Origin of the sequence: Azospirillum sp. B506 (assembly GCF_000333595.1) — a bacterium.
In the GTDB taxonomy this organism is placed as follows: domain Bacteria; phylum Pseudomonadota; class Alphaproteobacteria; order Azospirillales; family Azospirillaceae; genus Azospirillum.
In genome coordinates, this window is sequence record NZ_BADK01000116.1 from 1 (window position 1) to 20,611 (window position 20,611).

At 68.8% G+C, this 20,611-nt stretch carries 18 protein-coding genes and 1 tRNA gene; 10 read left to right on the forward strand and 9 right to left on the reverse strand.

The genetic code is table 11. From position 1 onward, the window contains the following. Positions 1 to 537, forward strand: a 537-nt coding sequence (tagF, locus tag I71_RS04085; RefSeq protein ID WP_042690998.1) for a type VI secretion system-associated protein TagF, incomplete at its 5' end; no start/stop codon positions are given. 11 nt (positions 538 to 548) lie between these two features. Here the strand turns inward: tagF and I71_RS04090 are convergent. Beyond that, complete coding sequence (locus tag I71_RS04090; protein WP_085940678.1) at positions 549 to 2,138, reverse strand: adenosine deaminase; 1,590 nt, start codon at positions 2,136 to 2,138, stop codon at positions 549 to 551. Between the two features lie 218 nt (positions 2,139 to 2,356). Here I71_RS04090 and I71_RS04095 point away from each other — a divergent pair, with 218 nt between their 5' ends. From I71_RS04095 to I71_RS04105, 3 genes are all read left to right on the forward strand, one after another. After that, positions 2,357 to 4,015, forward strand: a complete 1,659-nt coding sequence (locus I71_RS04095) for a tetratricopeptide repeat protein (protein ID WP_042691002.1) — start codon at positions 2,357 to 2,359, stop codon at positions 4,013 to 4,015. Between the two features lie 6 nt (positions 4,016 to 4,021). Further along, positions 4,022 to 5,320, forward strand: coding sequence for an MFS transporter (locus tag I71_RS04100; protein ID WP_042691003.1), 1,299 nt, complete (start codon positions 4,022 to 4,024; stop codon positions 5,318 to 5,320). Between the two features lie 105 nt (positions 5,321 to 5,425). Next, positions 5,426 to 5,665, forward strand: coding sequence for a hypothetical protein (locus I71_RS04105; protein WP_042691009.1), 240 nt, complete (start codon positions 5,426 to 5,428; stop codon positions 5,663 to 5,665). Between the two features lie 695 nt (positions 5,666 to 6,360). Here I71_RS04105 and I71_RS04110 read toward each other — a convergent pair. Further along, positions 6,361 to 7,452 carry a PA0069 family radical SAM protein gene (locus tag I71_RS04110; protein WP_042691011.1) on the reverse strand — a complete coding sequence of 364 codons (1,092 nt, stop codon included), beginning with the start codon at positions 7,450 to 7,452 and terminating at the stop codon, positions 6,361 to 6,363. 219 nt (positions 7,453 to 7,671) lie between these two features. Here I71_RS04110 and ahcY point away from each other — a divergent pair, with 219 nt between their 5' ends. Next, entirely contained in the window at positions 7,672 to 8,970 is a 1,299-nt protein-coding gene (ahcY, locus tag I71_RS04115; RefSeq protein WP_042691048.1) for an adenosylhomocysteinase, read from the forward strand. 193 nt (positions 8,971 to 9,163) lie between these two features. Here ahcY and I71_RS04120 read toward each other — a convergent pair whose 3' ends face one another. The 4 genes from I71_RS04120 to I71_RS04135 all read right to left on the reverse strand — a co-directional run bounded on the left by I71_RS04120 (position 9,164) and on the right by I71_RS04135 (position 13,220). Continuing rightward, positions 9,164 to 10,426 (reverse strand): TIGR03862 family flavoprotein, encoded by a 1,263-nt coding sequence (locus I71_RS04120; RefSeq protein ID WP_042691014.1) that lies wholly within the window; start codon positions 10,424 to 10,426, stop codon positions 9,164 to 9,166. Between the two features lie 90 nt (positions 10,427 to 10,516). After that, entirely contained in the window at positions 10,517 to 10,783 is a 267-nt protein-coding gene (locus tag I71_RS04125) for a hypothetical protein (protein ID WP_042691016.1), read from the reverse strand. 255 nt (positions 10,784 to 11,038) lie between these two features. Then, a complete protein-coding gene (locus I71_RS40475; protein ID WP_042691019.1) occupies positions 11,039 to 12,013 on the reverse strand; it encodes an SH3 domain-containing protein in 975 nt (324 codons plus the stop codon). A gap of 10 nt (positions 12,014 to 12,023) precedes the next feature. Next, complete coding sequence (locus tag I71_RS04135) at positions 12,024 to 13,220, reverse strand: hypothetical protein (RefSeq protein ID WP_042691022.1); 1,197 nt, start codon at positions 13,218 to 13,220, stop codon at positions 12,024 to 12,026. Positions 13,221 to 13,475: 255 nt separating this feature from the next. Here I71_RS04135 and I71_RS04140 point away from each other — a divergent pair, with 255 nt between their 5' ends. Then, positions 13,476 to 13,793 (forward strand): ribbon-helix-helix domain-containing protein, encoded by a 318-nt coding sequence (locus tag I71_RS04140; protein WP_083896957.1) that lies wholly within the window; start codon positions 13,476 to 13,478, stop codon positions 13,791 to 13,793. Positions 13,794 to 13,825: 32 nt separating this feature from the next. Here the strand turns inward: I71_RS04140 and I71_RS04145 are convergent, their stop codons facing one another. Together I71_RS04145 and I71_RS04150 are read right to left on the reverse strand one after the other, a co-directional pair. Continuing rightward, positions 13,826 to 14,704, reverse strand: a complete 879-nt coding sequence (locus I71_RS04145; protein ID WP_083896958.1) for a TIGR01459 family HAD-type hydrolase — start codon at positions 14,702 to 14,704, stop codon at positions 13,826 to 13,828. Positions 14,705 to 14,769: 65 nt separating this feature from the next. Then, the gene (locus tag I71_RS04150; RefSeq protein WP_042691024.1) at positions 14,770 to 16,020 is read right to left on the reverse strand and encodes a glycosyltransferase family 4 protein; all 1,251 of its coding nucleotides are present in this window, start codon (positions 16,018 to 16,020) and stop codon (positions 14,770 to 14,772) included. Between the two features lie 116 nt (positions 16,021 to 16,136). Between I71_RS04150 and I71_RS04155 the strand changes: the two genes are divergently transcribed. After that, positions 16,137 to 16,946 (forward strand): alpha/beta fold hydrolase, encoded by an 810-nt coding sequence (locus I71_RS04155; RefSeq protein ID WP_042691026.1) that lies wholly within the window; start codon positions 16,137 to 16,139, stop codon positions 16,944 to 16,946. Between the two features lie 96 nt (positions 16,947 to 17,042). Beyond that, a tRNA-Ser gene (locus tag I71_RS04160) sits at positions 17,043 to 17,133 on the forward strand. 58 nt (positions 17,134 to 17,191) lie between these two features. On the opposite strand, the gene I71_RS04165 is transcribed toward I71_RS04160, so the two are convergent. Next, a complete protein-coding gene (locus I71_RS04165; protein WP_042691028.1) occupies positions 17,192 to 18,139 on the reverse strand; it encodes a LysR family transcriptional regulator in 948 nt (315 codons plus the stop codon). Positions 18,140 to 18,322: 183 nt separating this feature from the next. Here I71_RS04165 and I71_RS04170 point away from each other — a divergent pair, with 183 nt between their 5' ends. Then, on the forward strand, positions 18,323 to 19,471 hold the full coding sequence (locus I71_RS04170; RefSeq protein WP_199902102.1) for an ABC transporter substrate-binding protein: 1,149 nt from the start codon (positions 18,323 to 18,325) through the stop codon (positions 19,469 to 19,471). 103 nt (positions 19,472 to 19,574) lie between these two features. Further along, complete coding sequence (locus I71_RS04175; protein WP_042691031.1) at positions 19,575 to 20,606, forward strand: iron ABC transporter permease; 1,032 nt, start codon at positions 19,575 to 19,577, stop codon at positions 20,604 to 20,606. The last annotated feature ends 5 nt before the right edge of the window (positions 20,607 to 20,611 follow it).

Genomic DNA, 20,611 nt, shown 5'->3' on the forward strand with positions numbered 1-20,611 from the left:
GCGGCGCTGGGCGAGGCCGGGCGCCGGCTGGGGGGCGAGTGGGACCCCCTGTTCGCCCAGGCTCCCACCTGGCGCTTTGCCCTGTCGGCGGGCCTGTGCGGCGCCACCCCGCTGGTCGGCGTGTGGATGCCCAGCGCCGACCGCGTCGGCCGTCCCTATCCCTTCACCATCGCCGCCGGCCTTCCCGCCGGCTTCGACATCGCCGACGCCCCCGCCGCCTGTGCCGCCTGGCTGTCCCGTGCCGAGTCGCTGGCGGCCGATGCCTGCCGCTCCGGCGCCGACGTGGAGGGTCTGCCGGCCCGCCTCGCCATCCTCGGCCGTCCGGAGCCGGAGCGCGTCAGCCCCGCCACCCGCGCCCTGCTCGGCCGCCTGTCCGGCCCCCTGCGCGCCGATGCCAGCCTGTGGTGGACCCGCGGCGCCGGCCGGATCGCCCCATCGCTGCTGTCCTGCCCCGGCCTGCCGGCCGGTCCCCGCCCGACCGCCTTCCTCGACGGCGCCTGGACCCGCTGGGGCTGGGAGAACGCCGACGAGGGGTAGGGGGGAGGGGGTTACCGGCTCCCGGCCATCTCACGCTCGAACCGCGCCAGCGCTTCTTCCAGCGCCCATTGGACCCGCGCCTTCTCGTTGCGCGTGGTCACCGGGCGGCAGGCGTCCTCGCGCACCGGCGGGGCGCAGCCGGGGGCGGACCACAGGCTGTCGCCGGGCAGGAAGCTGTGCTCCAGGCTGGCGCGGGCCAGCCCGACGAGGTCGGCATAGCCCAGCCCGAACTCTTCCACCGCGCGCTGCAGCTCGTTGGTCAGGTCGATCCGGCTGACGCCCTCGTCGTCGGTGGACAGCACCACCGGCACTCCGGCGGCACGATAGACCGGCAGCGGGTGGGCCTTGCCGCTGACGCCCAGGATCTTGTCGTTGCTGGTCAAATTGACCTCCACCGCCACCTTGCGTTCGGCCATCTCCCGCAGCAGGCCCTGGGGATCGTCCTCATACATCACGTCGACGCCATGGCCGATGCGCCTGGCCCCGGCGATCTCCACCGCCTTGCGGATATGGTCGCGCAGCCGCTCCGGCGGGACGAGGCCCAGCGTCAGCTCGCCGGCATGCAGCGCGATGTTGGTGCCGGGCTGGCGCCGCTTCGCCTCCGCCACCATGCGCATGTGCAGGTCGTAATCGTCGAGCGCCACCGGGTTGTCCTCCGGCGCCACGAAGTTCAGGCCGACCACGCGCGGCTCCTGCGCTTCCAGCAGGGCGTTGAACAGGGTCGTCGCATAGACCGGGCCGGGGCTTTGCGTGCGCGACACCTGCTGGAGGTAGCGCACCGACACGGCACAGCCCGGCCGCGCCGCCGGCGTGCCGCAGCCGAGCAGGCTGCGCATCCGCGCCTCGGCCGCGTCGATCTCCTGCCGGGCCGGGGCGACCAGCGCGGGCAGCCCGGCGGCGATCAGCCGGTCGGCGGTGCCGGACAGGTCGCCCGCCGCCTGCGGGGTCCAGCGGAAGGCCTTGCCGATGGCGGCGGCCGGGCCGGTGCCGAAGGACACCATCAGCTCGACATGGCGTTCGCCCTGCCGGCCGGCGCGGTCGACCACCTCGGCCAGCAGGTCGCCGGTGGAGGTGGGCGTCGAACCGGCGGCGGCGCGGAAGCGGCCGAAGGTGGCGAAGAACTGGTCATGCAGGCTGTAGCCGGACACCGGCAGCGCATCGCGCGTCGACAGCGCGTCCAGCGCCATCGGGTACAGCACGCTGTCGGCGATCGCCGCCGCCGCGCTTGGCCGGGTGGATTTGGCATCGCCGCAGGGCGCCTGGGCGGTCGGCTCGACCAGGGTCTTGCCCTTGACGTCGAAGCAGAGGCCGGCATCGGCCGCCATCCGCATGTAGGTCTCGGCATAGACCGCGCCGGTGAGGTGGCTGTGCAGGTCGGCGCCCTTGGGCATGCGGTAGAGGAAGGCGCGCAGTTCCGGCGGGCTGGTCCGCACCGCCTCGAACCGTCGCGCCGCCGCCGATCCGGCGGCATTGCGGTCCGAAACGGTGCCGTCCGTCCGGCCGGTGCCGCCGCTCCCCATCTCCGCCGTGGCGCAGCCCGCCAGCAGCAGCGTCGCCGCCAGTGCCCCCGTGACTCCGCTTCTGATTTTGCCGCCCGTCATCGATTCGCCCCTTCACTCGCCTTTTGCGGGTAAAAATGCCGTGATAATCCCCCGGATGCAATGGCTGGGGTTTCATCTCGCTCCCTCTGGCGGGGCGGGAAAGGGCGGTTATCGCTGGGCACAACCCGCCCGCCGGCTCGAAAGGCTGTAGCGGGGTGGCAATTCCCGGTATGGTGCGGCACTCCTTTCGTGTTCCCGCCCATCCTGGAGCCGCAGCGATGACCGACCTCTCCGCCCCGACCCTGCTCGACGCCGCCAAGCGTTTCCGCAGCAACGATCTGGCGGGGGCGGAGCAGGTCTGCCGGGCGATCCTGGCGACCGACGCGCACAATGCCGGCGCCCTGCATCTGCTGGGGCTGGTCGCCGCCCACACCGACCATCCGGAAAACGCGCTGGCCCTGTTCGCCCAGGCCATCGCCGAGGACGGCAACGACCCGTCCTTCCACAACAGCCGCGGCAGCCTGCTTTTCCAGCAGGGCCGCCCGGCGGAGGCGGAGGAGGCCTTCCGCGCCGGCCTTGCCATCAACCCGCGGCTGCCGGAGCTGCACGGCAATCTCGGCAACGCCCTGAAGGCGCAGAACCGGGTCGAGGAGGCGGCCGACTGCTTCCGCGCCGCGCTCGACCTGCGGGCGCAAGCGCCGGAGATGCACCATTTCCTCGCCGCCACCCTGCGCGAGCTGGGCGAGCTGGAGGAGGCGGAGGAGCATTTCCGCACCGCGCTGGCCCAGGCGCCCGACTATCTCGACGTCCATTACAGCCTGGCGGAGCTTCTCTCCACCCGCGGCCGGCTGGCCGACGCGGAGGCCGAATTCCGCATCGTGCTGGCCGCCGCCCCGCGCTTCGTCCCGGCCCAGGTCGGGCTTGCCCATGTGCTGCAGAGCCTCGACCGCGCCGCCGAAGCCATCGAGGTGATCGAGGCGGCGCGCGAGCAGGCCCCCGACCATCCGATGGTCAAGTTCACCCGCCGGCTGATCTACTCCAACGCGGTGCCCGGCTGGCACCTGCCGATGATCAACGATTTCGAGCGGAACGAGGCCTACAAGCAGTCGCTGGAACGGGCGGTGAAGCCCGACTCCCTGGTTCTGGAGATCGGCACCGGTTCCGGCATCGTCGCCATGATGGCGGCGCGCGCCGGGGCGAGGAAGGTGGTGACCTGCGAGGTCAACCCGATCCTCGCCCGCGTCGCCAAGGAAACCGTGGCGCGCAACGGCTATGGCGACCGCATCGACGTGGTGCCGCGCCTGTCGACCCAGCTGACGGTGGGCGAGGGCGGCGATTTGCCGGAGAAGGCCGACGTCTTCGTCTCGGAACTGATCAACATCGGCATGCTGGCCCCGCGCATGCTGTCGGTGCTGCAGCATGCCCGCACCCATCTGGTGAAGCCGGGCGGCGCCATCATCCCGCGCGCCTCCACCGTCTACGCCATGCTGGTGGAGACGCCGGAGCTGGCCCGCATCAACCCGGTGGAGACCATCGACGGTTTCGACATGGGCAGCTTCGACGTCTTCCGCTCGCCCGGCTATCAGCAGATCGACCTCGGTGCCGACGCCCACACCCCGCTGTCGAAGCCCTTCACCGCACTCGATTTCGACTTCACCCGCAACATGCCGGAGGAGGGCGAGCGGGTGATCGACGTGACCATTGTCACCGCCGGCACCTGCCACGGCGTCGCCTTCTGGTTCGATCTCTTCATGGACGACGAGGTGGTCTACAAGTCGGAAAGCCGGTCGCGCACCAACCATTGGAAGCAGGCGATGACCTTCCTGGAAAAGCCGATCGCCCTGTCGGCGGGCGACCGACTGCGCATCGTCGCCCGCTACGACAACAACCAGATCTCCTTCGGGGTGGACGGATTGGCAGGGGGTGAGCGGGGGTAAGCGGGCGTGAGCGACGCCGTTTCCTCCAGCGATATCCCCTCCCGGCGGGCCATCGCCTCCTGGTGCCTCTACGACTGGGCGAATTCGGCCTACAACACCATCATCACCACCTTCGTCTTCTCGGTCTATTTCGCCCGCGGCGTCGTCGGCGACCCGGTCGAAGGCACCGCAAGGTGGAGTGCGGCGATGACCGTGGCCGGCGTCGCCATCGCGCTCCTCAGCCCGCTGCTGGGCGCCATCGCCGACCGCGCCGGGCGGCGCAAGCCGTGGATGGCGCTGTTCACCCTGGTCACCGTCCTGTTCACCGCCGCCCTGTGGTGGGTGCGCCCCGATCCGGCCGACGCCGCCTTCGCGCTTGCCTGCGTCGTCGTCGCCACCGTGGCGTTCGAGCTGGCCAACGTCTTCTACAACGCCACCCTGCCGGGGCTGGTGCCGGCGCGGCTGCTTGGCCGGGTGTCGGGCTGGGGCTGGGGCATCGGCTATTTCGGCGGGCTGGCCTGCCTCGTCCTGGCGCTGGTCGGCTTCGTCCAGGCGCCGGCCCCGCTGTTCGGCCTGTTCGGCATGGCGTGGGCCGACTGGGGGGCGCAGGCCAATGTCCGCGCCACCGCGCTGCTGGCCGCCGTCTGGTATGGGCTGTTCGCGCTGCCCTATTTCCTGTGGGTACCGGACGAGCCGGCGACCGGCCACGGCCTGCTGCGCGCGGCGCGCGAGGGGGTGACGACGCTGGCCGCCACGTTGCGTCAGGCCCGGCGTTATCGCGAGGTCGGGCGCTTCCTGATCGCCAGCGCCTTCTACCGCGACGGCATCAACACCATCACCGCCTTCGGCGGACTCTTCGCCGCCGGCAGCTTCGGCATGAGCTTCGAGGAGATCCTGGTCTTCGCCATCGCGCTGAACGTGGTGGCGGGGGCGGGGGCCATCGGCTTTGCCTGGATGGACGACCGGGCGGGGGCGAAGCCGGTGATCCTGATCGCGCTGGCCGGCATGACCGCCTGTTCGGTGCCGCTGCTGCTGGCGACGGACCGGCTGTGGTTCTGGATCTTTGCGCTGGGGTTGGGGCTGTTCTTCGGGCCGGCGCAGGCGGCCGGGCGGTCGATGATGGCGCGGCTCGCCCCGCCGGGCATGGCAGGGGAGATGTTCGGCCTCTATGGCCTGACCGGCCGCTTCGTCGGCTTCTTCGGGCCGCTGCTGTTCGGGCTGGCGACCCAGGCCTTCGCCAGCCAGCGCGCCGGCATGGCGACGGTTCTCGCTTTCTTCGCCATCGGCTTCGGGCTTATGCTGGCGGTCCGCGAACCGGCCCGTTAGAAAAGGGCCTGTGTCAAAGCGCCGCACACGAGACCATTCGAGGGCAGAGCTGTTACCTTCGTTTTTGCTGCGACGCACAAATGTCGAAGCCGAGGGGTACGGACCATGCTGCACATCAAAGACATCGAAGCCTTCGCCCGCATCAACGAGGCCCTGAACGAGGAGCCCGGCACGGATCGGCAAGCCGAACAGCCCGGCCAGGACTCTGCCAGCCCCACCCATCCGGCGCTGGTGATGGCGATGCTGGCGACCGGTCGCCTGCCGCTGTCGGCGCTGTCCAAACCGGATCAGGCGACGACCTCCGAAGTGCTGACGCCGTGGAGCAGGATGTTCCGCCGCTCCTGACGGCGGTCCGTCCGGGCGGGGAGCCTTGGAGATGGGGGCAAGATTGACACGGATGTCACGGATGTGGCGTTCCGAAACTCCAGTTTCCGCGGGAGGCAGACGCTTCGGCAAGATCGGAAAAATCCGTGTAATCCGTGCCGAAATCCCTGACATCCGTGTCGATATTGTTTCCCATGCCATGATTCCGGGATCTAAGGCCGATACCGGTCGCCGTTGCAAAAACTCCGAATAAAAGGAAATAATTCTTATAATCTTTCCGCAGATACCCCCTTCCTGCGGAGCCAGCGCATGCCCGTCGATCGCCGTTCCTTCGTCGACGACCTTTCCGGTAGCCTGTGCGAGGGGATCGCGGATTGCCCTCTCTCCCCCGCTCACGCGCAAACGGAGTTTGCGCTGACGCGACAGGCGGACCTTCGGTCCGCCGAAAGCGGGGAGAGGGAGGGGACCCGCGCCGAAGGCGTGGGGAGGGTGAGGGGGCCGACGCGCGATCCGCGCACCGCCAAGGGGGCATGCTGCCCCTTGGCAATCCCCTGGCGCGGTCGTTCCGTCCGCGCTGCCCCCCTCACCCAACCCTCTCCCCAGGGGGAGAGGGCTTATAACCTGTCGCCTCACCCAACGGCTCTGCCGCGACACCGGTAGGCGGAGAATGGAACATCACCCGGCCCCCTGTTCCACGCCGTTCCATCCTCCTCCGCTCACAGAAGCGACAGCTGGTCCCCCACCGCCGGCGGCACCCGGAAGCGGCTGCAGTCGAGCTGCCAGTTCCGGCCACCCAGCCCATGCTTCCGGCAGGCCAGCGTGAAGCGGTGGCGCAGCAGCTCGGCATAGGGGCCGGTGCCCTTCATCCGCGTGCCGAAACCGGAGCGGTAGAGCGCACCGTCGCGGCTCTGCCGCATCAGGCTCAGCACGCGGTCGGCGCGGTTGGGGGCGTGGACGCGCAGCCATTCCTCGAACAGGGCGGCGATCTCCAGCGGCAGGCGCAGCAGGATGTAGCTGGCGGCCGTCGCCCCGGCTTCGGCCGCCGCCACCAGGATCGACTCCAGCTCATGGTCGTTCAGGGCGGGGATCATCGGGCTGGCGAGCACCGCCACCGGCACGCCGGCCTCGGCCAGCAGGCGGATGGCCTCCAGCCGGCGCGGCGGGGTGCTGGCCCGCGGTTCCATCGTCCGGGCGAGATCGCGGTCCAGCGTGGTGATGGAGATCGCGACCGACGCCAGCCCGTCCGCCGCCATCGGCGCCAGGATGTCGAGGTCGCGCAGCACCAGCGCCGATTTGGTGATGATGCTGACCGGCTGGTTGAAGTCGCGGCAGACCTCCAGCACCCGGCGGGTGATGCCCTCCGTCCGCTCGATGGGCTGGTAGGGATCGGTGTTGGCCCCCAGCGCCAGCGGCTGGCAGACGTAGGATCTTGCCCGCAGCTCCTTTGCCAGAAGTTCCACCGCATTGCGCTTGGCGAACAGCTTCGTCTCGAAATCCAGTCCCGGCGACAGGCCGAGATAGGCATGGGTCGGCCGGGCGAAGCAGTAGATACAGGCGTGCTCGCAGCCCTGATAGGGGTTCACCGAGCGGTCAAAGGGAATGTCCGGCGACTCGTTGCTGGTGATGATCGACTTGGCCGAGGCCGGGGAGACACTGGTGCGGACCGGATCGGACAGCGCCTCGTTGCCGCCGTCCCGATAGCCGGTCCAGCCGTCGTCGGTCAGGACGCGGGTCTCGCGCTCGAACCGCCCGGTATCGTTGCTGACCGCCCCGCGGCCCTTGATCGGGGATCGCCGTATCTCGTCCATACCCGCAGCTTAGCCGCGGCAAAATGGAACGTAAAGCGAACAAACGGCGTGGGGCCGTGTCATTGCTTCCGCTACCGAGCAAACATAAAGATATCTTTATGCTTGCATGGCTCTGGGAGCGCTGATACACCGATGGCCAATGACAGCGGCAGGGCCGGGGATCCGGTGCGCCTGGAATTCCGCTGCCCGACCGTCACCGCCCACCAGGAGTCATCCCTCATGGCCGCCGAATTCACGGACTACAAGGTCAAGGACATCAGCCTCGCGAGCTGGGGCCGCAAGGAGATCACCATCGCCGAGACCGAGATGCCGGGCCTGATGGCCCTGCGGTCGGAATTCGGCGCCTCCAAGCCGCTGGCCGGTGCCCGCATCGTCGGCTGCCTGCACATGACCATCCAGACCGCCGTGCTGATCGAGACGCTGACGGCGCTGGGCGCCACCGTGCGCTGGTCGTCCTGCAACATCTTCTCGACCCAGGACCAGGCCGCCGCCGCCATCGCCGCCGCCGGCATCCCGGTCTTCGCCTGGAAGGGCGAGACGGAGGAGGAGTTCTGGTGGTGCATCGAGCAGACCCTGCGCGGCCCCGATGGCTGGACCCCGAACATGATCCTGGACGATGGCGGCGACGTCACCCAGATCATGCACGACAAGTATCCGGAGATGCTGAAGGACGTCCGCGGCCTGTCGGAGGAGACCACCACCGGCGTCCATCGTCTCTATGAGATGATGAAGAAGGGCACGCTGAAGGTTCCGGCCATCAACGTGAACGACAGCGTCACCAAGTCGAAGTTCGACAACCTCTATGGCTGCCGTGAATCGCTGGTCGACGGCATCAAGCGCGCCACCGACGTCATGGTCGCCGGCAAGGTCGCCGTGGTCGCCGGCTATGGCGATGTCGGCAAGGGCTCGGCCGCTTCGCTGCGCTCGCAGGGCGCCCGCGTCCTGGTGACGGAGATCGACCCGATCAACGCGCTCCAGGCCGCGATGGAAGGCTATCAGGTGGTGACGATGGAGGATGCCGCTCCGCAGGGCGACATCTTCGTCACCGCCACCGGCAACGTCGACGTCATCACGATCGACCACATGCGGGCGATGAAGGACCGCGCCATCGTCTGCAACATCGGCCACTTCGACAGCGAGATCCAGATCGACGCCCTGCGCAATCTGGTCTGGGAAGAGGTCAAGCCGCAGGTCGACGAGGTGGTGTTCCCCGACGGCAAGCGCCTGATCGTCCTGGCCCAGGGCCGTCTGGTCAATCTGGGCTGCGCCACCGGCCACCCCAGCTTCGTGATGAGCGCCAGCTTCACCAACCAGGTGCTGGCCCAGATCGAGCTGTGGACCAACGCCGCCAACTACGAGAACAAGGTCTACGTCCTGCCCAAGCACCTGGACGAGAAGGTCGCCCGCCTGCATCTGGACAAGATCGGCGCCAAGCTGACCACCCTGACCGAAAAGCAGGCCGCCTACATCAGCGTCCCGACCGCCGGCCCGTACAAGCCGGACCACTACCGCTACTAAGCGGTTGCGGGGTTGAAAAAGAAGGGCGGTCCCGGTGGGGCGGCCCTTTTTCTTTGGTACACGTAAATTTTCCTCTCCTGTCCCGGAAGAGGGAGCATCCCATTGCCCGCGTTCGCTTTTTCCCACGGTGCTTGCCATCGAAAGCGATGCGCATCACCATGCGCCCCATCACCAGGAAGACCGGCACCCGCGCTCAGCTGGCGTCCAGATCCCGCTCCAACCACTCCACCATGCCCTTGCCGGCCGCGACGCCCATGGCGAAGCAGCCCTGCAGCAGATAGCCGCCGGTCGGCGCCTCCCAGTCCAGCATTTCGCCGGCCAGGAACAGGCCGGGGCGGCGGCTCAGCATCGACCGCTCGTCCAGTTCCGACAGGCGGACGCCGCCGGCCGAGGAGATGGCGCGCTCGATGGGGCTGACGCCGGTCAGCACCACCGACAGCCCCTTGATCTGCCGGGCCAGCGCCACCGGGTCGGTCAGGTCGGCGGCCGGGGCGAACTCGCGCAGCAGGGCGGCTCGCGGGCCGCTCAGCGACAGCGACTTCTTCAGGAAGGTGGACAGCGACTCCGCACCGCGTCGGCGCAGGCGCTTGACCAGCTCGGCCTCGGCCATGTCCGGCAGCAGGTCCAGCGTCAGGGTCGCCCAGCCTTCGGCGGCGATGGCGTTGCGGAGCGGCGCGCTCAGCGCATAGACGGCGCCGCCCTCGATCCCGGTCTCGGTGATGACGAACTCGCCCTTCAACCGGCGTCCGGCAGCCGAGAGGCCGACGCTCTTGACCGGCTGGCCGGCGAAGCGGTCGCGCAGGTGATCGGACCAGGGCACCTCGAAGCCCATGTTGGACGGCACCAGCGGCGCGACCTCCACCCCCAGCCCCTCCAGCAGCGGAATCCAGCCGCCGTCGGACCCGGTGCGCGGCCAGCTCGCCCCGCCCAGCGCCAGCAGGGTGGCGCGCGGAGTGACGGTCACGGTCTCTTCGCCATGGCGGAAGGCCGCATGGAAGGTTAGCGCGCCGGTTTCGTCCCAGCCGGTCCAGCGGTGGCGGCTGTGCAGGGTGACGCCCAGCCCGTCCAGCCGCCGCAGCCAGGCGCGCACCAGGGTGGAGGCCTTCATCTGCACCGGAAAGACGCGGCCGCTGCTGCCGACGAAGGTCTCGATGCCCAGCCCGGCCGCCCAGCCGCGCAGATCGTCCGGCGAGAAGGCGGCCAGCAGGCGGCGGAACAGCGGCTCGGCGTTGCCGTAGCGCGGCAGGAAACGGTCGAGCGGCTCCGAATGGGTCAGGTTCAGTCCGCCGCGCCCGGCCAGCAGCAGCTTGCGCGCCGGAGTGGGCGTGTGGTCGAACAGGGCGACCCGCAGACCGGCGGTCGCGGCGATCTCCGCCGCCATCAACCCGGCGGGGCCGGCGCCGACGATCGCCACGTCAGGGGGCGCCACGTCAGGGATGGTATGGGGCACGGGCATGGGCTTTCGCAAAAGACCATGCCCCCACCCTTTCCCATGCGGCACGGGGAAGGGCGGGGGCATGCGGGAGTGGGCCTCAGTCCCTTGAAATCAATCCTCGTAATCCTGGTCCTGGGCCACTTCCTCGGCCAGATCGGCGGCGAGATCGGCGAAATAGCCGGCATCGACGTCCAGGCCGTTCTCCTCGCAGATGCGCATGAAGATGCGGTAGGCATGCAGGATGGCGACGTCGAGGACGACAAGGTCCCCTTCCTCGCTGTGGCGGTCGGTGATGTCCCGCTCCTGAAGGGTGCCGACGATGTCGTGTGCGGCGGCCTGCAGGACCGCATCCATGGCTTGTTTGTGTTGGGTCGACATCGTGTGGATCCTCGTTCCGGTCGTGCTTCGCATCCCCGCCCGGCCGGACCGGCGCCGTATGGCCGGCGGGGGTGGCCGAACCGTCGGACGGAGCGGGCACGTCGGGGGCTCCGTTCGTCCGCGATAGTTCGGCCTCCCCCTTGTTGTAGAATCCTTTTTCACGGGCGAACAAGCCCCTTCACGGGGAGCGGACCCGTGCCCTTCCGGGGAGCCTCGCACCGCAATCCCCGCAGCCATTTTCCCGGTATCGCCCGTTCAGCGCTTGAGGGGGGCGAGCAGGGCGGCGCCGACATAGCCCAGCGTCTTGCCCTTCCGCCCGATCCTGTACCAGTCGCCGACCGCCTCCAGCACGGTGACCCGCTCGCCGGCCTCCAGCACGTCCAGCACCTTGGCGTCGCAGACCGGGGCGATCCGCAGATTGCCGGCGGCCCGCAGCCGGGCGACGGTGCCGCCGGACAGGCGCGGGCGCTGTGCCCGACCGGGCAGATCGTCGGGCAGGGCACAGCCCCGGTCCTCCCGGCCGGCCTTGGCATAGCGGCCGGGGGTGGGGAGCGCTGCGGGTTCGCTGCGGGGGACCCGGCTTGGGACGGCTTCCGCCAGGAAGGCGCTGGTGACGTAGCCCTGCGGCTTGCCGTTCCGGCCGACCCGCTGCCAGCCATTGGCCGGAGCGCCGAAGGCTATCACCGGCTCGCCCTTTTCCACCGTGTCGAGGACGCGGCCCTTGGCGTCCGGCGTTGCCCGCAGATAGATGCCGGCAGTGGCGGTCATGGTCCGCTGTGCAGGAGCGGTGGCGGGCGGTTTGGCAACCGGTTCGGCAGGGGAGGGCCGGGGCGGTGCGTCGTTCTGCGGCTTCATCGCCGGCAGCGGCGGCGCCTTGACGGTCGGCGGTGCTTCTGCTGTCCCGGAAGTGGGGGCGGGGGGCAAGACGCTCATGGCGGCGGGCGATCCCGCCGTCGGATCGGCGGCTTGGGCTGGACCGGGTTGCGGGCCCGGCGGCCCCAGCGGGGCTGGCACGTCCGGCGGGTGCTCCCAAACCACGCCCGGGGTCAACGGCGGCGAAAGCACCTGTGTCGGCGTCAGGCGGGGAAGGGCGACGATGGGGGCGGGTGACGGGATCGGCCGGTCGGCCGCGGCTTCCGCCAGCGCATCGGCGGGGCAGCTCAACAGCCCCCCCAGCAGCAGGGCCGGTGCCGCAATCCGCAGACAGGTGAGCAGCCTTGCTCCAGCCATCACCCTCTCCTCAGTCGAGCGTGATGCGGGCGATCAGCGTCGGCAGCGTCTGGCAGCGCAGCAGCCCGTCCAGCGTCCGGTGCTCGGCCAGCCGCAAGGTCAATGCACACCCGAAGGAGTTCACCGCCAACTCGGTCTGCGCCAGCGTGCCGACGATGCTGGACGGCCGCGCGATGCTGTAGCCGGGCGCCCCCAGCTTGCCGGCGAGCGCGCCGTTGACCGGGCTGAAGCCGTCGATCTCCAGCGTCATCGGCCCGAGATTCTGCACCACAACCTCGGAACTGGGATCCTCCTTGGTCGCATAGAGCTGGACCGGGACCGCACGGTGGCGGGCGATCCAGTCCTTCAGGGCCAGATTGGCGACCACCGCATCGCGGCTTTGCAGCGCCGCCTCCATCGCCGTCTGGCGCAGCGCCGGGTCGTTGCCGCCCAGCGCCGCCTCGAAGGCGGCCAGCCGCGCCGCCCGGTCGCTGCCGGCCAGCTTGCCGCGCAGGTCGGCGACCTGGGCGACGCGCGCCTCGACCGCCCGGCGTTCCATCTCGGCGCGGGTCGCTTCGGCCTTGGCGGCGGCGGTCTGCTGGGCCAGCCGCTCCTCTTCGCGCCGGCGGCGTTCGGTGTCCTCGGCCAGCCGCTGGGCGGCGTCGCGGTCCAGTTGTTCGCGCAGACTTTTCGCCTCGGGCGTGCCCAGCACGACCGTGCGGCCCGGCAGTTCGGCGGCGGGCTTGCCCAGCCCATCGAGCAGCCCGGGGGTCTGCGGGGTCACGGCCACCGTCCAGCCGCCGGCTCCATGGCTGGCAAATGCAGTCGCGACCCAACTCTTGGCCAGTCCGGCCTCTCCGGCCGGGCGGAGGAAGGTCACCGGCCCTTCGCGGCTGTCCACCAGATAGGTCGGGCCGCCCAGCACCAGCTTCGCGGTCACCCGTGCCGCCACCTGCGGTTCGGGGGACGGAAGGGCCGGCAGCGGTTCGACGGTCAGCGACTCGATGCGCCAGGGGGCCGGCAGCAGCGCCTCGACCCTGGCACGGAGAAGCGCGTCGGGAATCCTGTCCGCAGGGGCTGCCTTCGCGGGATCTGCGGTCTCGGCAGCCCGGACGCTTTCGGCCAGCGTGGCGGACGAGATCCAGATGGCCAAAAGGCTCGCGGTGGTTCCGGCCGCGATGCCGGCTGTGATGCGGGCTGCGAATCGTCCGTTTCCCGGTCGCTTCATCGCCGATCCTTCCGTTTCCACCGTCCGGCACTGGTATAGCGAAGGTGCCGGTCAAGGGAAGCGGCTTTTCCCGGTAAAATGTTGATCTGCGGTTGGACACAATTCCCGCCTGCGCCCGATTGTCGCGTGCGACCGCAGCTATGGGTCGAATTGGACTTGGACGCCACACGCTACTTGCAATATGGTCACACAAATGGATGTATTGGCCCGCATCGAGAGATCGGGACGCGCAACGAATGGGGAACGGGGTTTCCGATGGAGGGCAGGGGCGGAGGTAAGGACGGACCGGGGCTGCTCTGCCGCAATGTCAAAGTGAGCGGCCGCCGGACCAGCCTGAGGATGGAGCCGTACATCTGGGATTCGCTAAAGGAAATCTGTGAGCGTGAGCGGCTGACGCTGAACGAAATCTGTACTCAGCTCGACGAACGGCGCGGGGAGGCGAACCTCACCGCCTCCATCCGCGTTTTCATCGTCAGCTATTACCGCACGGCGAGCGGCAACCGAGGCTTTTCCGAGGGGGGCCAGTCGCCCCTGTTGCGCAGGGCGATGGACGACGCCGTCCCCTTGGATTGACGGGAGCGCGCGAAGCGCTCCCTGCCTTCGGGTCACCAGCGCAGGCTTGGCATCGCGTAGGTGGGCATGTGGCCCGATGCATCGGCCAGGGCGCGCAGATTGACCGCATTGACCGCCGCGCCCCAGGCGGCGCCACCCAGTTCCTCCTGATGGATGCCGGCGGTGACCAGCGACACGTCGATCCCGGCGGCGTTGGCGCCGGCGACGTCGGTGCGCAGGCTGTCGCCCACCGCCAGGATGCGGCTCTTGTCGGCGATGCCCAGCAGCTTGAAGCAGCGCTCGTAGACCGGGGCATGGGGCTTGCCGTGCCAGCGCACGTCGCCACCCATCTCCTCGTAATGGGCGGCCAGCGTGCCGGCGCAGATCACCAGCATCGGCCCGACCATCACCACCAGATCGGGGTTGGCGCAGATCATCGGCAGCCCGGCGTCCAGGCAGGCGTCCAACTGCGGCTGATAGTCGGCAACCGTCTCGCCGAAGGTGACGATGCCGGTGTTGACGACGAAATCGGCCTCTTGCGGAGTCGCGGCGATCTCATAGCCAAGCCCGTCATAGACGTCGATGTCCCGCTCCGGCCCGATGTGGTAAAGCCGCCGGCCAAGGGCGGCGTGCCAGGGATCGTCGCGGTCGCGCAGCGCCTCGTAGGTCGCTTCGCCCGAAGTCATGACATGGTGGTAGCGTTCGCGCCCCAGCCCCATGCCGTCCAGCTTCTCGATCACGCCGGGGGTGCGGCGCGGCGCATTGGAGAGCAGGCACAGGGTCTTGCCGGCGGCGCGCATGCGGTCCAGGCAGTCGGGCACGCCGGGATAGGGCTGTTCGCCGTCATGCAGGACGCCCCACAGGTCCAGGATGAACCCGTCATAGCGGTCGATGACTTCGGCGATGCCGGAAATCTGTCGGATGTCGGCCATGGTGTCCGGTCGGTTTGATGGAAGGGGTCGGATTGCATCGATCGGATTGCATCGACAGGCCGATCTCAGCGTGGTTGCAGCAACTCCGCATAGACCGCCAGCGTATCGGCGCACATGCGGTCCTTGGTGTAGCGGTCGGCGACGAAGCTCATGGCGCGGGCGCCGATAGCCTCGCGCTGCTCCGGGGTCAGCGACAGGGCCTCGTCCAGTGCCCGGGCGAGCGCGTCGGGATCGTCCGGCGGCACCACCCAGGCGGTTTCGCCGGGGATGACGGTTTCCTGATAGGCGCCGATGGCCGAGACGATCACCGGCTTGCCCATCGCCTGAGCCTCTACGATCACCCGCCCGAAGGCTTCCGGTTCGCGCGAAGCAGAGACGACCACCGTCGACAACAGGTAGGCCGCGGCCATGTCGCTGCAATGGTCGGTCATCCGCACCATGCCGCGCAGGCCGGCGGTGGCGATGCGGTTTTCCAGCTCCTCCCGGTAGCCGGTGCGGCCCTGATCGGATCCAACCAGCAGGGCCAGCACGTCCTTGCGCCCCAGCTTGGCCAGCGCGTCGATCAGCACGATCTGGCCTTTCCAGCGGGTGAGCCTGCCCGGCAGCAGGATCACCGGCCGGTCGTCCGGCAGGTTCCATTGTTTGGCGAGTGTCACCAGCCGCGTCGGGCTGACCCGGTCGGGGGCGAAGACTCCGCGGTCGATGCCACGGTGGATGACACGCACGCTCTGCGGATCGACCGGGTAATTGCCCAGCACATGGTCGCGGATGAAGCCCGAGATGGCGATCACCCGTTCGCCCCGGGCCATCACCGAATTATACCAACGCTTCAGCCGTCCGCCGACCGGCCCCGAACCGAAATTGTAGGGGGCATGGAAGGTGGTCATGTAGCGGGCGCCGGTCTCCTTGCAGGCCAGCCAGGCGCTCCAGGCCGGCGCGCGGGAGCGGGCATGGACGATGTCCACCTTGTGCTCACGGATGATGGCGGCCAGCCGGCGGGCATTGCGGCGGATGGTCAGCGGGTTCTTGGAGGCCAGCGGCAACGTCAGGTGGGGAATGCGGGCGCGGTCCAGCTCACGCACCATCGGCCCTCCCTCCGATGCCACCAGCGGCGTGCCGCCGGCTTCCTGCAGGGCCAGCGCCATGTCGATGCAGCCACGCTCCGCCCCACCGGTTACCAGCGTCGGCACCACCTGCAACACCGTCGGTGCCCTCCCTCCCGGCCAATGCTCTGGCAAGCTGGGGGCAGAGGTATCGTGATGGCCGTCCGCGTTGCGCGGGGAATGGTCGGTGGTAAGGTGGGGGTCGAAATCCATGATGCCGGCTGCTCGCAAGGGGCGGCCCGGGACCGGCCACAGGCCCCGGCATGCCGGCGCCCCATCGAGCCCGGTGCCCGACCGCCTGCCGGTGTCCGTTTGTCGAAGGTGACCGTATGACCGAAACCGCAGCCCATCCGGGCGGCGCGCACCATAGCCTAACGCGCGGTGCCGCGACCATAGCCTATCGCCACACCCCTGCCGGCCCGTCCGGGCAGGGCAGGCCGGGCGTCATGTTCCTGGGCGGCTTCATGTCCGACATGACCGGTGGCAAGGCGACGGCGCTGGAAGCCTGGGCGGTGGCGCGCGGCCTGTCCTTCACCCGCTTCGACTATCAGGGCCATGGCGCCTCCAGCGGGCGGTTCGCCGACGGCACCATCGGCCTGTGGGCCGACGATGCGCTGGCGGTTTTGGATCGGGTGACGACGGGACCGCAGATCCTGGTCGGGTCCTCCATGGGCGGCTGGATGATGCTGCTGACCGCGCTCCGCCGGCCGGAGCGGATTGCCGGGCTGGTCGGCATCGCGCCGGCGCCGGACTTCACCGAAGACCTGATGTGGGACATCTTCGACGCCGGTATCCGCCGCCGGATCATGGAGGAGGGTGTCTGGAACCGTCCCTCGGACTATGGTCCCGAGCCACAGCCGATCACCTGCGCCCTGATCGAGGACGGCCGCAACCATCTGCTGCTGCGCGGCCCTATTGCTTTCGACGGTCCCGTCCGCCTGCTGCATGGCCAGCGCGACCCCGATGTCCCCTGGCAGCTCAGCCTGCGGATTGCCGAAAGGCTGACCGGCGACGATGTTCGCGTGACGCTGGTGAAGGACGGCGACCACCGCCTGTCCCGTCCCCAGGATCTGGAGCTGCTGTGCCACACCGTCGGTGCCCTGGTGGATGAAGTCGGGGTGGATGAAGTTGATGGGTGAAACCGGAGCGGTTTGACCTGCTGCCAAAAAAACGTCGCTCGCGTGAAACAGAGGCTTGCATCGCCGCGAACCTCTGGCTATAACGCGGGCCTCTGCGGAGGGGTGGCCGAGTGGTTGAAGGCGCACGCCTGGAAAGTGTGTATACGTCAAAAGCGTATCGAGGGTTCGAATCCCTCTCCCTCCGCCACGAAATCAGGCTGAAGCGTCGATTTGAGAAAATCCGCTTCAGCCTTTTTCTTTTCCAGTCAGACGATGATCTTGCAGGCGGTTTCCGCCGCGGTATTGGTTGATTGGTTCGATGTGCAGACCGACCGGATGGTTCGGCGCAGCCACTGGTGGGCGGGTTGTGCGTCCAGACGACGGTGCCAGCGCAAGCAGGTGACGATCCGCGGCGATGGAAACGGCAGGTCGCTCACCGACAAACCTGTCCGGTTGCACAGCGCCAGGGCCATCCGCCGCCGCATCACGATATAGAAATCCTGCCGCTCCAGAACCGCTTCGCATCCCAGCAACGGCACGGAATGACGGACCTCGCGCCGGGCGCCGCGCTCCCCCAGCCAGCGGTCCACAAACTCGGTATCGTCGCCGGCGGATGACAGATGAAGGTGGGGCAGGGCCGTCAGTGCCTCCGGCGTCAGTGTCTCAGGAGCCTCCCGTGTCCGGTGCAGCACGGCGAAATCGTCGCTGAACAGTTCCTCCGAGGCGAAGCGCTCCAGCTGGGGGCGGGCCTTGCCGATGAACAGGTCGAGGTCGGCCTCGTCGATCATCCGGTCGATGTCCAGTGTGCCGCTGGGCCGCAGGTCGAGCCGCAGCAGCGGGGCGGCGGCGGATACCGCGGCCAGGATCGGCGCGGAAAGGGAGACAGCGCTCGCATTGTCGAGAGCGATGGTGAAACGCTGCGTCGCCGTTGTCGGATCGAAGGGTCCCGATTGCAGACCCAGCTCCAGGCAGCTCAATGCCTGCCGTACCGGGCCGGCCAACTGCTCCGCACGGGCGGTGGGCAGCATCCCGCGTGCCGACCGTACGAACAGGTCGTCCTTCAAGGCGTGGCGCAGCCGGGCAAGTGCGTGGCTGGCTGCCGGTTGGCTCATGCCGAGGCGCTCGGCCGCGCGCAGGATGTTGCCCTCCCGATAGATGCTGTCGAAAACCCGCAGCAGATTCAGGTCGATGGTGGCGATGTTCGGGTGATCCATGACAGGCGGCGGCAGCGTTCAGAATGATAATCATATTCATCCCGTGCATGTCGCAATGTCGAGCTTTCATTTCCGCTCCGCCAGCCGCACCGGGCATAACCATCCTCGCAAAAAATCCGCCGTACGGCAGGGCCGGCGGTGAGAACGGCCGGCAACTGCCCAGAGAATGGAGCGTCGATCACCATGCCTACCTCTGCCCGCCACTCCCTTATGGCCGTTTCGCGCGCGGCTGGCCGCATCGCCATCACAGCCGCCCTGTTCGCGGCTGTGATGGCGCCGGCATCGGGGCGTGCCGCCGAAGTCGTGGATGTGCTCGGCCGTCACGTGACGGTGCCCGACCGTGTCGAGCGGGTGGTGCTGGGGGAAGGGCGGCTGTTCTACGCGATGGCGGTGCTGGACCATGACGCGCCTTTCAAACGCATCGCCGGCTGGCAGAATGATTTGCGCAAACTGGACGCCAAGACCTTCGATGGCTATGTCGCGCAATATCCGGAGGCGGCGAAAATCCCACTGATCGGGGAAACCTCCGAACAGAGCGTCAGTGTCGAGCGGATTCTGTCGCTGAAGCCCGACCTCGCGATCTTCAGCATTTCCGGCCATGGCCCGACTGAGCACAGCCCAGTGGCCGACGTTCTGGCGCAAGCGGGGGTGCCGGTCGTCTTCGTGGATTTCCGCGTCCATCCGATTGAGGGCACCCGGCAGAGCTTCGCCGCGCTCGGCAAGGCCCTGGGGCGGGAGACTGAAGCGACCGCCTATCTCGATTTCTATAACCGCCATCTGAGCCGCATCGCCGACGCGGTCGCCGCGCTGCCGGAAAGCGCGCGGCCGAAAGTGATGCTTGAGTTGCTGGCGGGTGCCTGGCAGTCACCGGGCCATACCACCGGCAGCGGTGGGATGGGCGAGGTGATCGCCGCGGTTGGCGGCCGCAACATCGCAGCGGGAGTGGTGCCCGGCGCCATCGGCGACATCAGCGTCGAATATGCCCTGACCGCCGATCCGGACGTCTATATCGCCACCGGCAGCCGCAATCCTGGGGTGTTGCTGGGTGCCCAGGCCATGCCGGAAGAGGCGGCGAAAAGCTTCGCCAAGGTGCTGGCCCGTCCGGAATTCGCCGGATTGCGGGCGATCCGCGAGGGACGCGCCCATGCCCTGTGGCACGAATTCTACAATTCGCCCTACAACATCGTCGCCATCGAGGCGCTGGCGACCTGGATCCACCCGGAGACCTTCGGCGACGTCAAGCCGCAGCAAACCCTGCAGGAGCTTTACAGCCGGTTCCTGCCGTTCAAGCCGAGCGGGACCTACTGGATCGACGATGCGCCGAAGTCCTGAGCCGAAGCCCGATCCCATGTCCGCCTCCGACCTGAGCAGCGCCAACCGCCCTTCGATCCGCCGTTCTGAGGCCCCGAGCTCCGGGGGAAGTGCGGCGGTGGATATGGACGTCGCCATCGCCGGGCACCGGCGCCGCATGGTCCGGCGCGTCGTCCTGCTGGTTGCCTTCACCCTGGCCATGCTGGCGGCCGGACTCGCCGATGTCGTGACCGGTCCGTCCGGCCTGACGCTGCATGACCTGTGGCGGGCCGTCCTGGCACCGGGAGAGGTGGACCGGACCACGGCGGTGATCGTCTGGACGGTGCGGCTGCCCTATGCGGTGATGGCGCTGCTGGTCGGCGCGGTGCTGGGCCTGTCGGGGGTGGAGATGCAGACCATCCTCGACAATCCCCTGGCAAGCCCCTTCACGCTGGGGCTGTCCTCCGCCGCGGCGGTCGGCGCCTCGCTCGCCATCGTCTTCCATCTGGCGCCGTTCGGCCTGCCCGAAAGCTGGGCCGTGCCGACGCTGGCCTTTCTCTTCGCCTTCGGATCGGTGCTTCTGCTCCAGGCCATGGCGCGGCTGGCGCCGGCCGGGCGGGAGACGCTGGTGCTGCTGGGCATCGCGCTGGTGTTCAGCTGCCATGCCCTTGTGGCCCTGCTGCAGTTGATCGCACCCGAGGACGTGCTCCAACAGCTGGTCTTCTGGACCTTGGGCAGCGTCACCCGCGCAACCTGGGAGAAGATCGGCGTTCTGGCCGCGATCTTCGCGCTGGTGATGCCCTTTTCAATGGCGGCGGCCTGGAGCATGACGGTGCTGCGGCTGGGCGAGGATCGCGCCTTGAGCTTCGGCGTCGATGTGCGGCGGCTGCGCTACGCATCGCTGATCCGGGTCAGCCTGATTTCCTCCATCGCCGTTGCCTTCGTCGGGCCGATCGGTTTCATCGGACTGGTCGGACCGCACATTGCCCGCATGCTGGTGGGAGAGGATCAGCGGTTTCTCCTGCCGACCAGCGCCATGGTTGGCGCGCTGCTGCTCTCGCTGGCGTCCGTCGCCAGCAAGGCGATCATGCCCGGCATCATCGTGCCGGTCGGCATCGTCACCGCGCTGGTCGGCGTGCCCGCCTTCGTTCTTCTCATCCTCCGGCAGCGGCGGTGACTGTC

Coding starts and splice junctions, on each gene's coding strand:
- I71_RS04090 (WP_085940678.1), bottom strand. CDS start 2,138: ATGACGGGCGGCAAAATCAGAAGCGGAGTCACGGGGGCACTGGCGGCG.
- I71_RS04095 (WP_042691002.1), top strand. CDS start 2,357: ATGACCGACCTCTCCGCCCCGACCCTGCTCGACGCCGCCAAGCGTTTC.
- I71_RS04105 (WP_042691009.1), top strand. CDS start 5,426: ATGCTGCACATCAAAGACATCGAAGCCTTCGCCCGCATCAACGAGGCC.
- I71_RS04110 (WP_042691011.1), bottom strand. CDS start 7,452: ATGGACGAGATACGGCGATCCCCGATCAAGGGCCGCGGGGCGGTCAGC.
- ahcY (WP_042691048.1), top strand. CDS start 7,672: ATGGCCGCCGAATTCACGGACTACAAGGTCAAGGACATCAGCCTCGCG.
- I71_RS04120 (WP_042691014.1), bottom strand. CDS start 10,426: ATGCCCGTGCCCCATACCATCCCTGACGTGGCGCCCCCTGACGTGGCG.
- I71_RS04125 (WP_042691016.1), bottom strand. CDS start 10,783: ATGTCGACCCAACACAAACAAGCCATGGATGCGGTCCTGCAGGCCGCC.
- I71_RS40475 (WP_042691019.1), bottom strand. CDS start 12,013: ATGGCTGGAGCAAGGCTGCTCACCTGTCTGCGGATTGCGGCACCGGCC.
- I71_RS04135 (WP_042691022.1), bottom strand. CDS start 13,220: ATGAAGCGACCGGGAAACGGACGATTCGCAGCCCGCATCACAGCCGGC.
- I71_RS04140 (WP_083896957.1), top strand. CDS start 13,476: ATGGAGGGCAGGGGCGGAGGTAAGGACGGACCGGGGCTGCTCTGCCGC.
- I71_RS04145 (WP_083896958.1), bottom strand. CDS start 14,704: ATGGCCGACATCCGACAGATTTCCGGCATCGCCGAAGTCATCGACCGC.
- I71_RS04150 (WP_042691024.1), bottom strand. CDS start 16,020: ATGGATTTCGACCCCCACCTTACCACCGACCATTCCCCGCGCAACGCG.
- I71_RS04155 (WP_042691026.1), top strand. CDS start 16,137: ATGACCGAAACCGCAGCCCATCCGGGCGGCGCGCACCATAGCCTAACG.
- I71_RS04165 (WP_042691028.1), bottom strand. CDS start 18,139: ATGGATCACCCGAACATCGCCACCATCGACCTGAATCTGCTGCGGGTT.
- I71_RS04170 (WP_199902102.1), top strand. CDS start 18,323: ATGCCTACCTCTGCCCGCCACTCCCTTATGGCCGTTTCGCGCGCGGCT.
- I71_RS04175 (WP_042691031.1), top strand. CDS start 19,575: ATGGACGTCGCCATCGCCGGGCACCGGCGCCGCATGGTCCGGCGCGTC.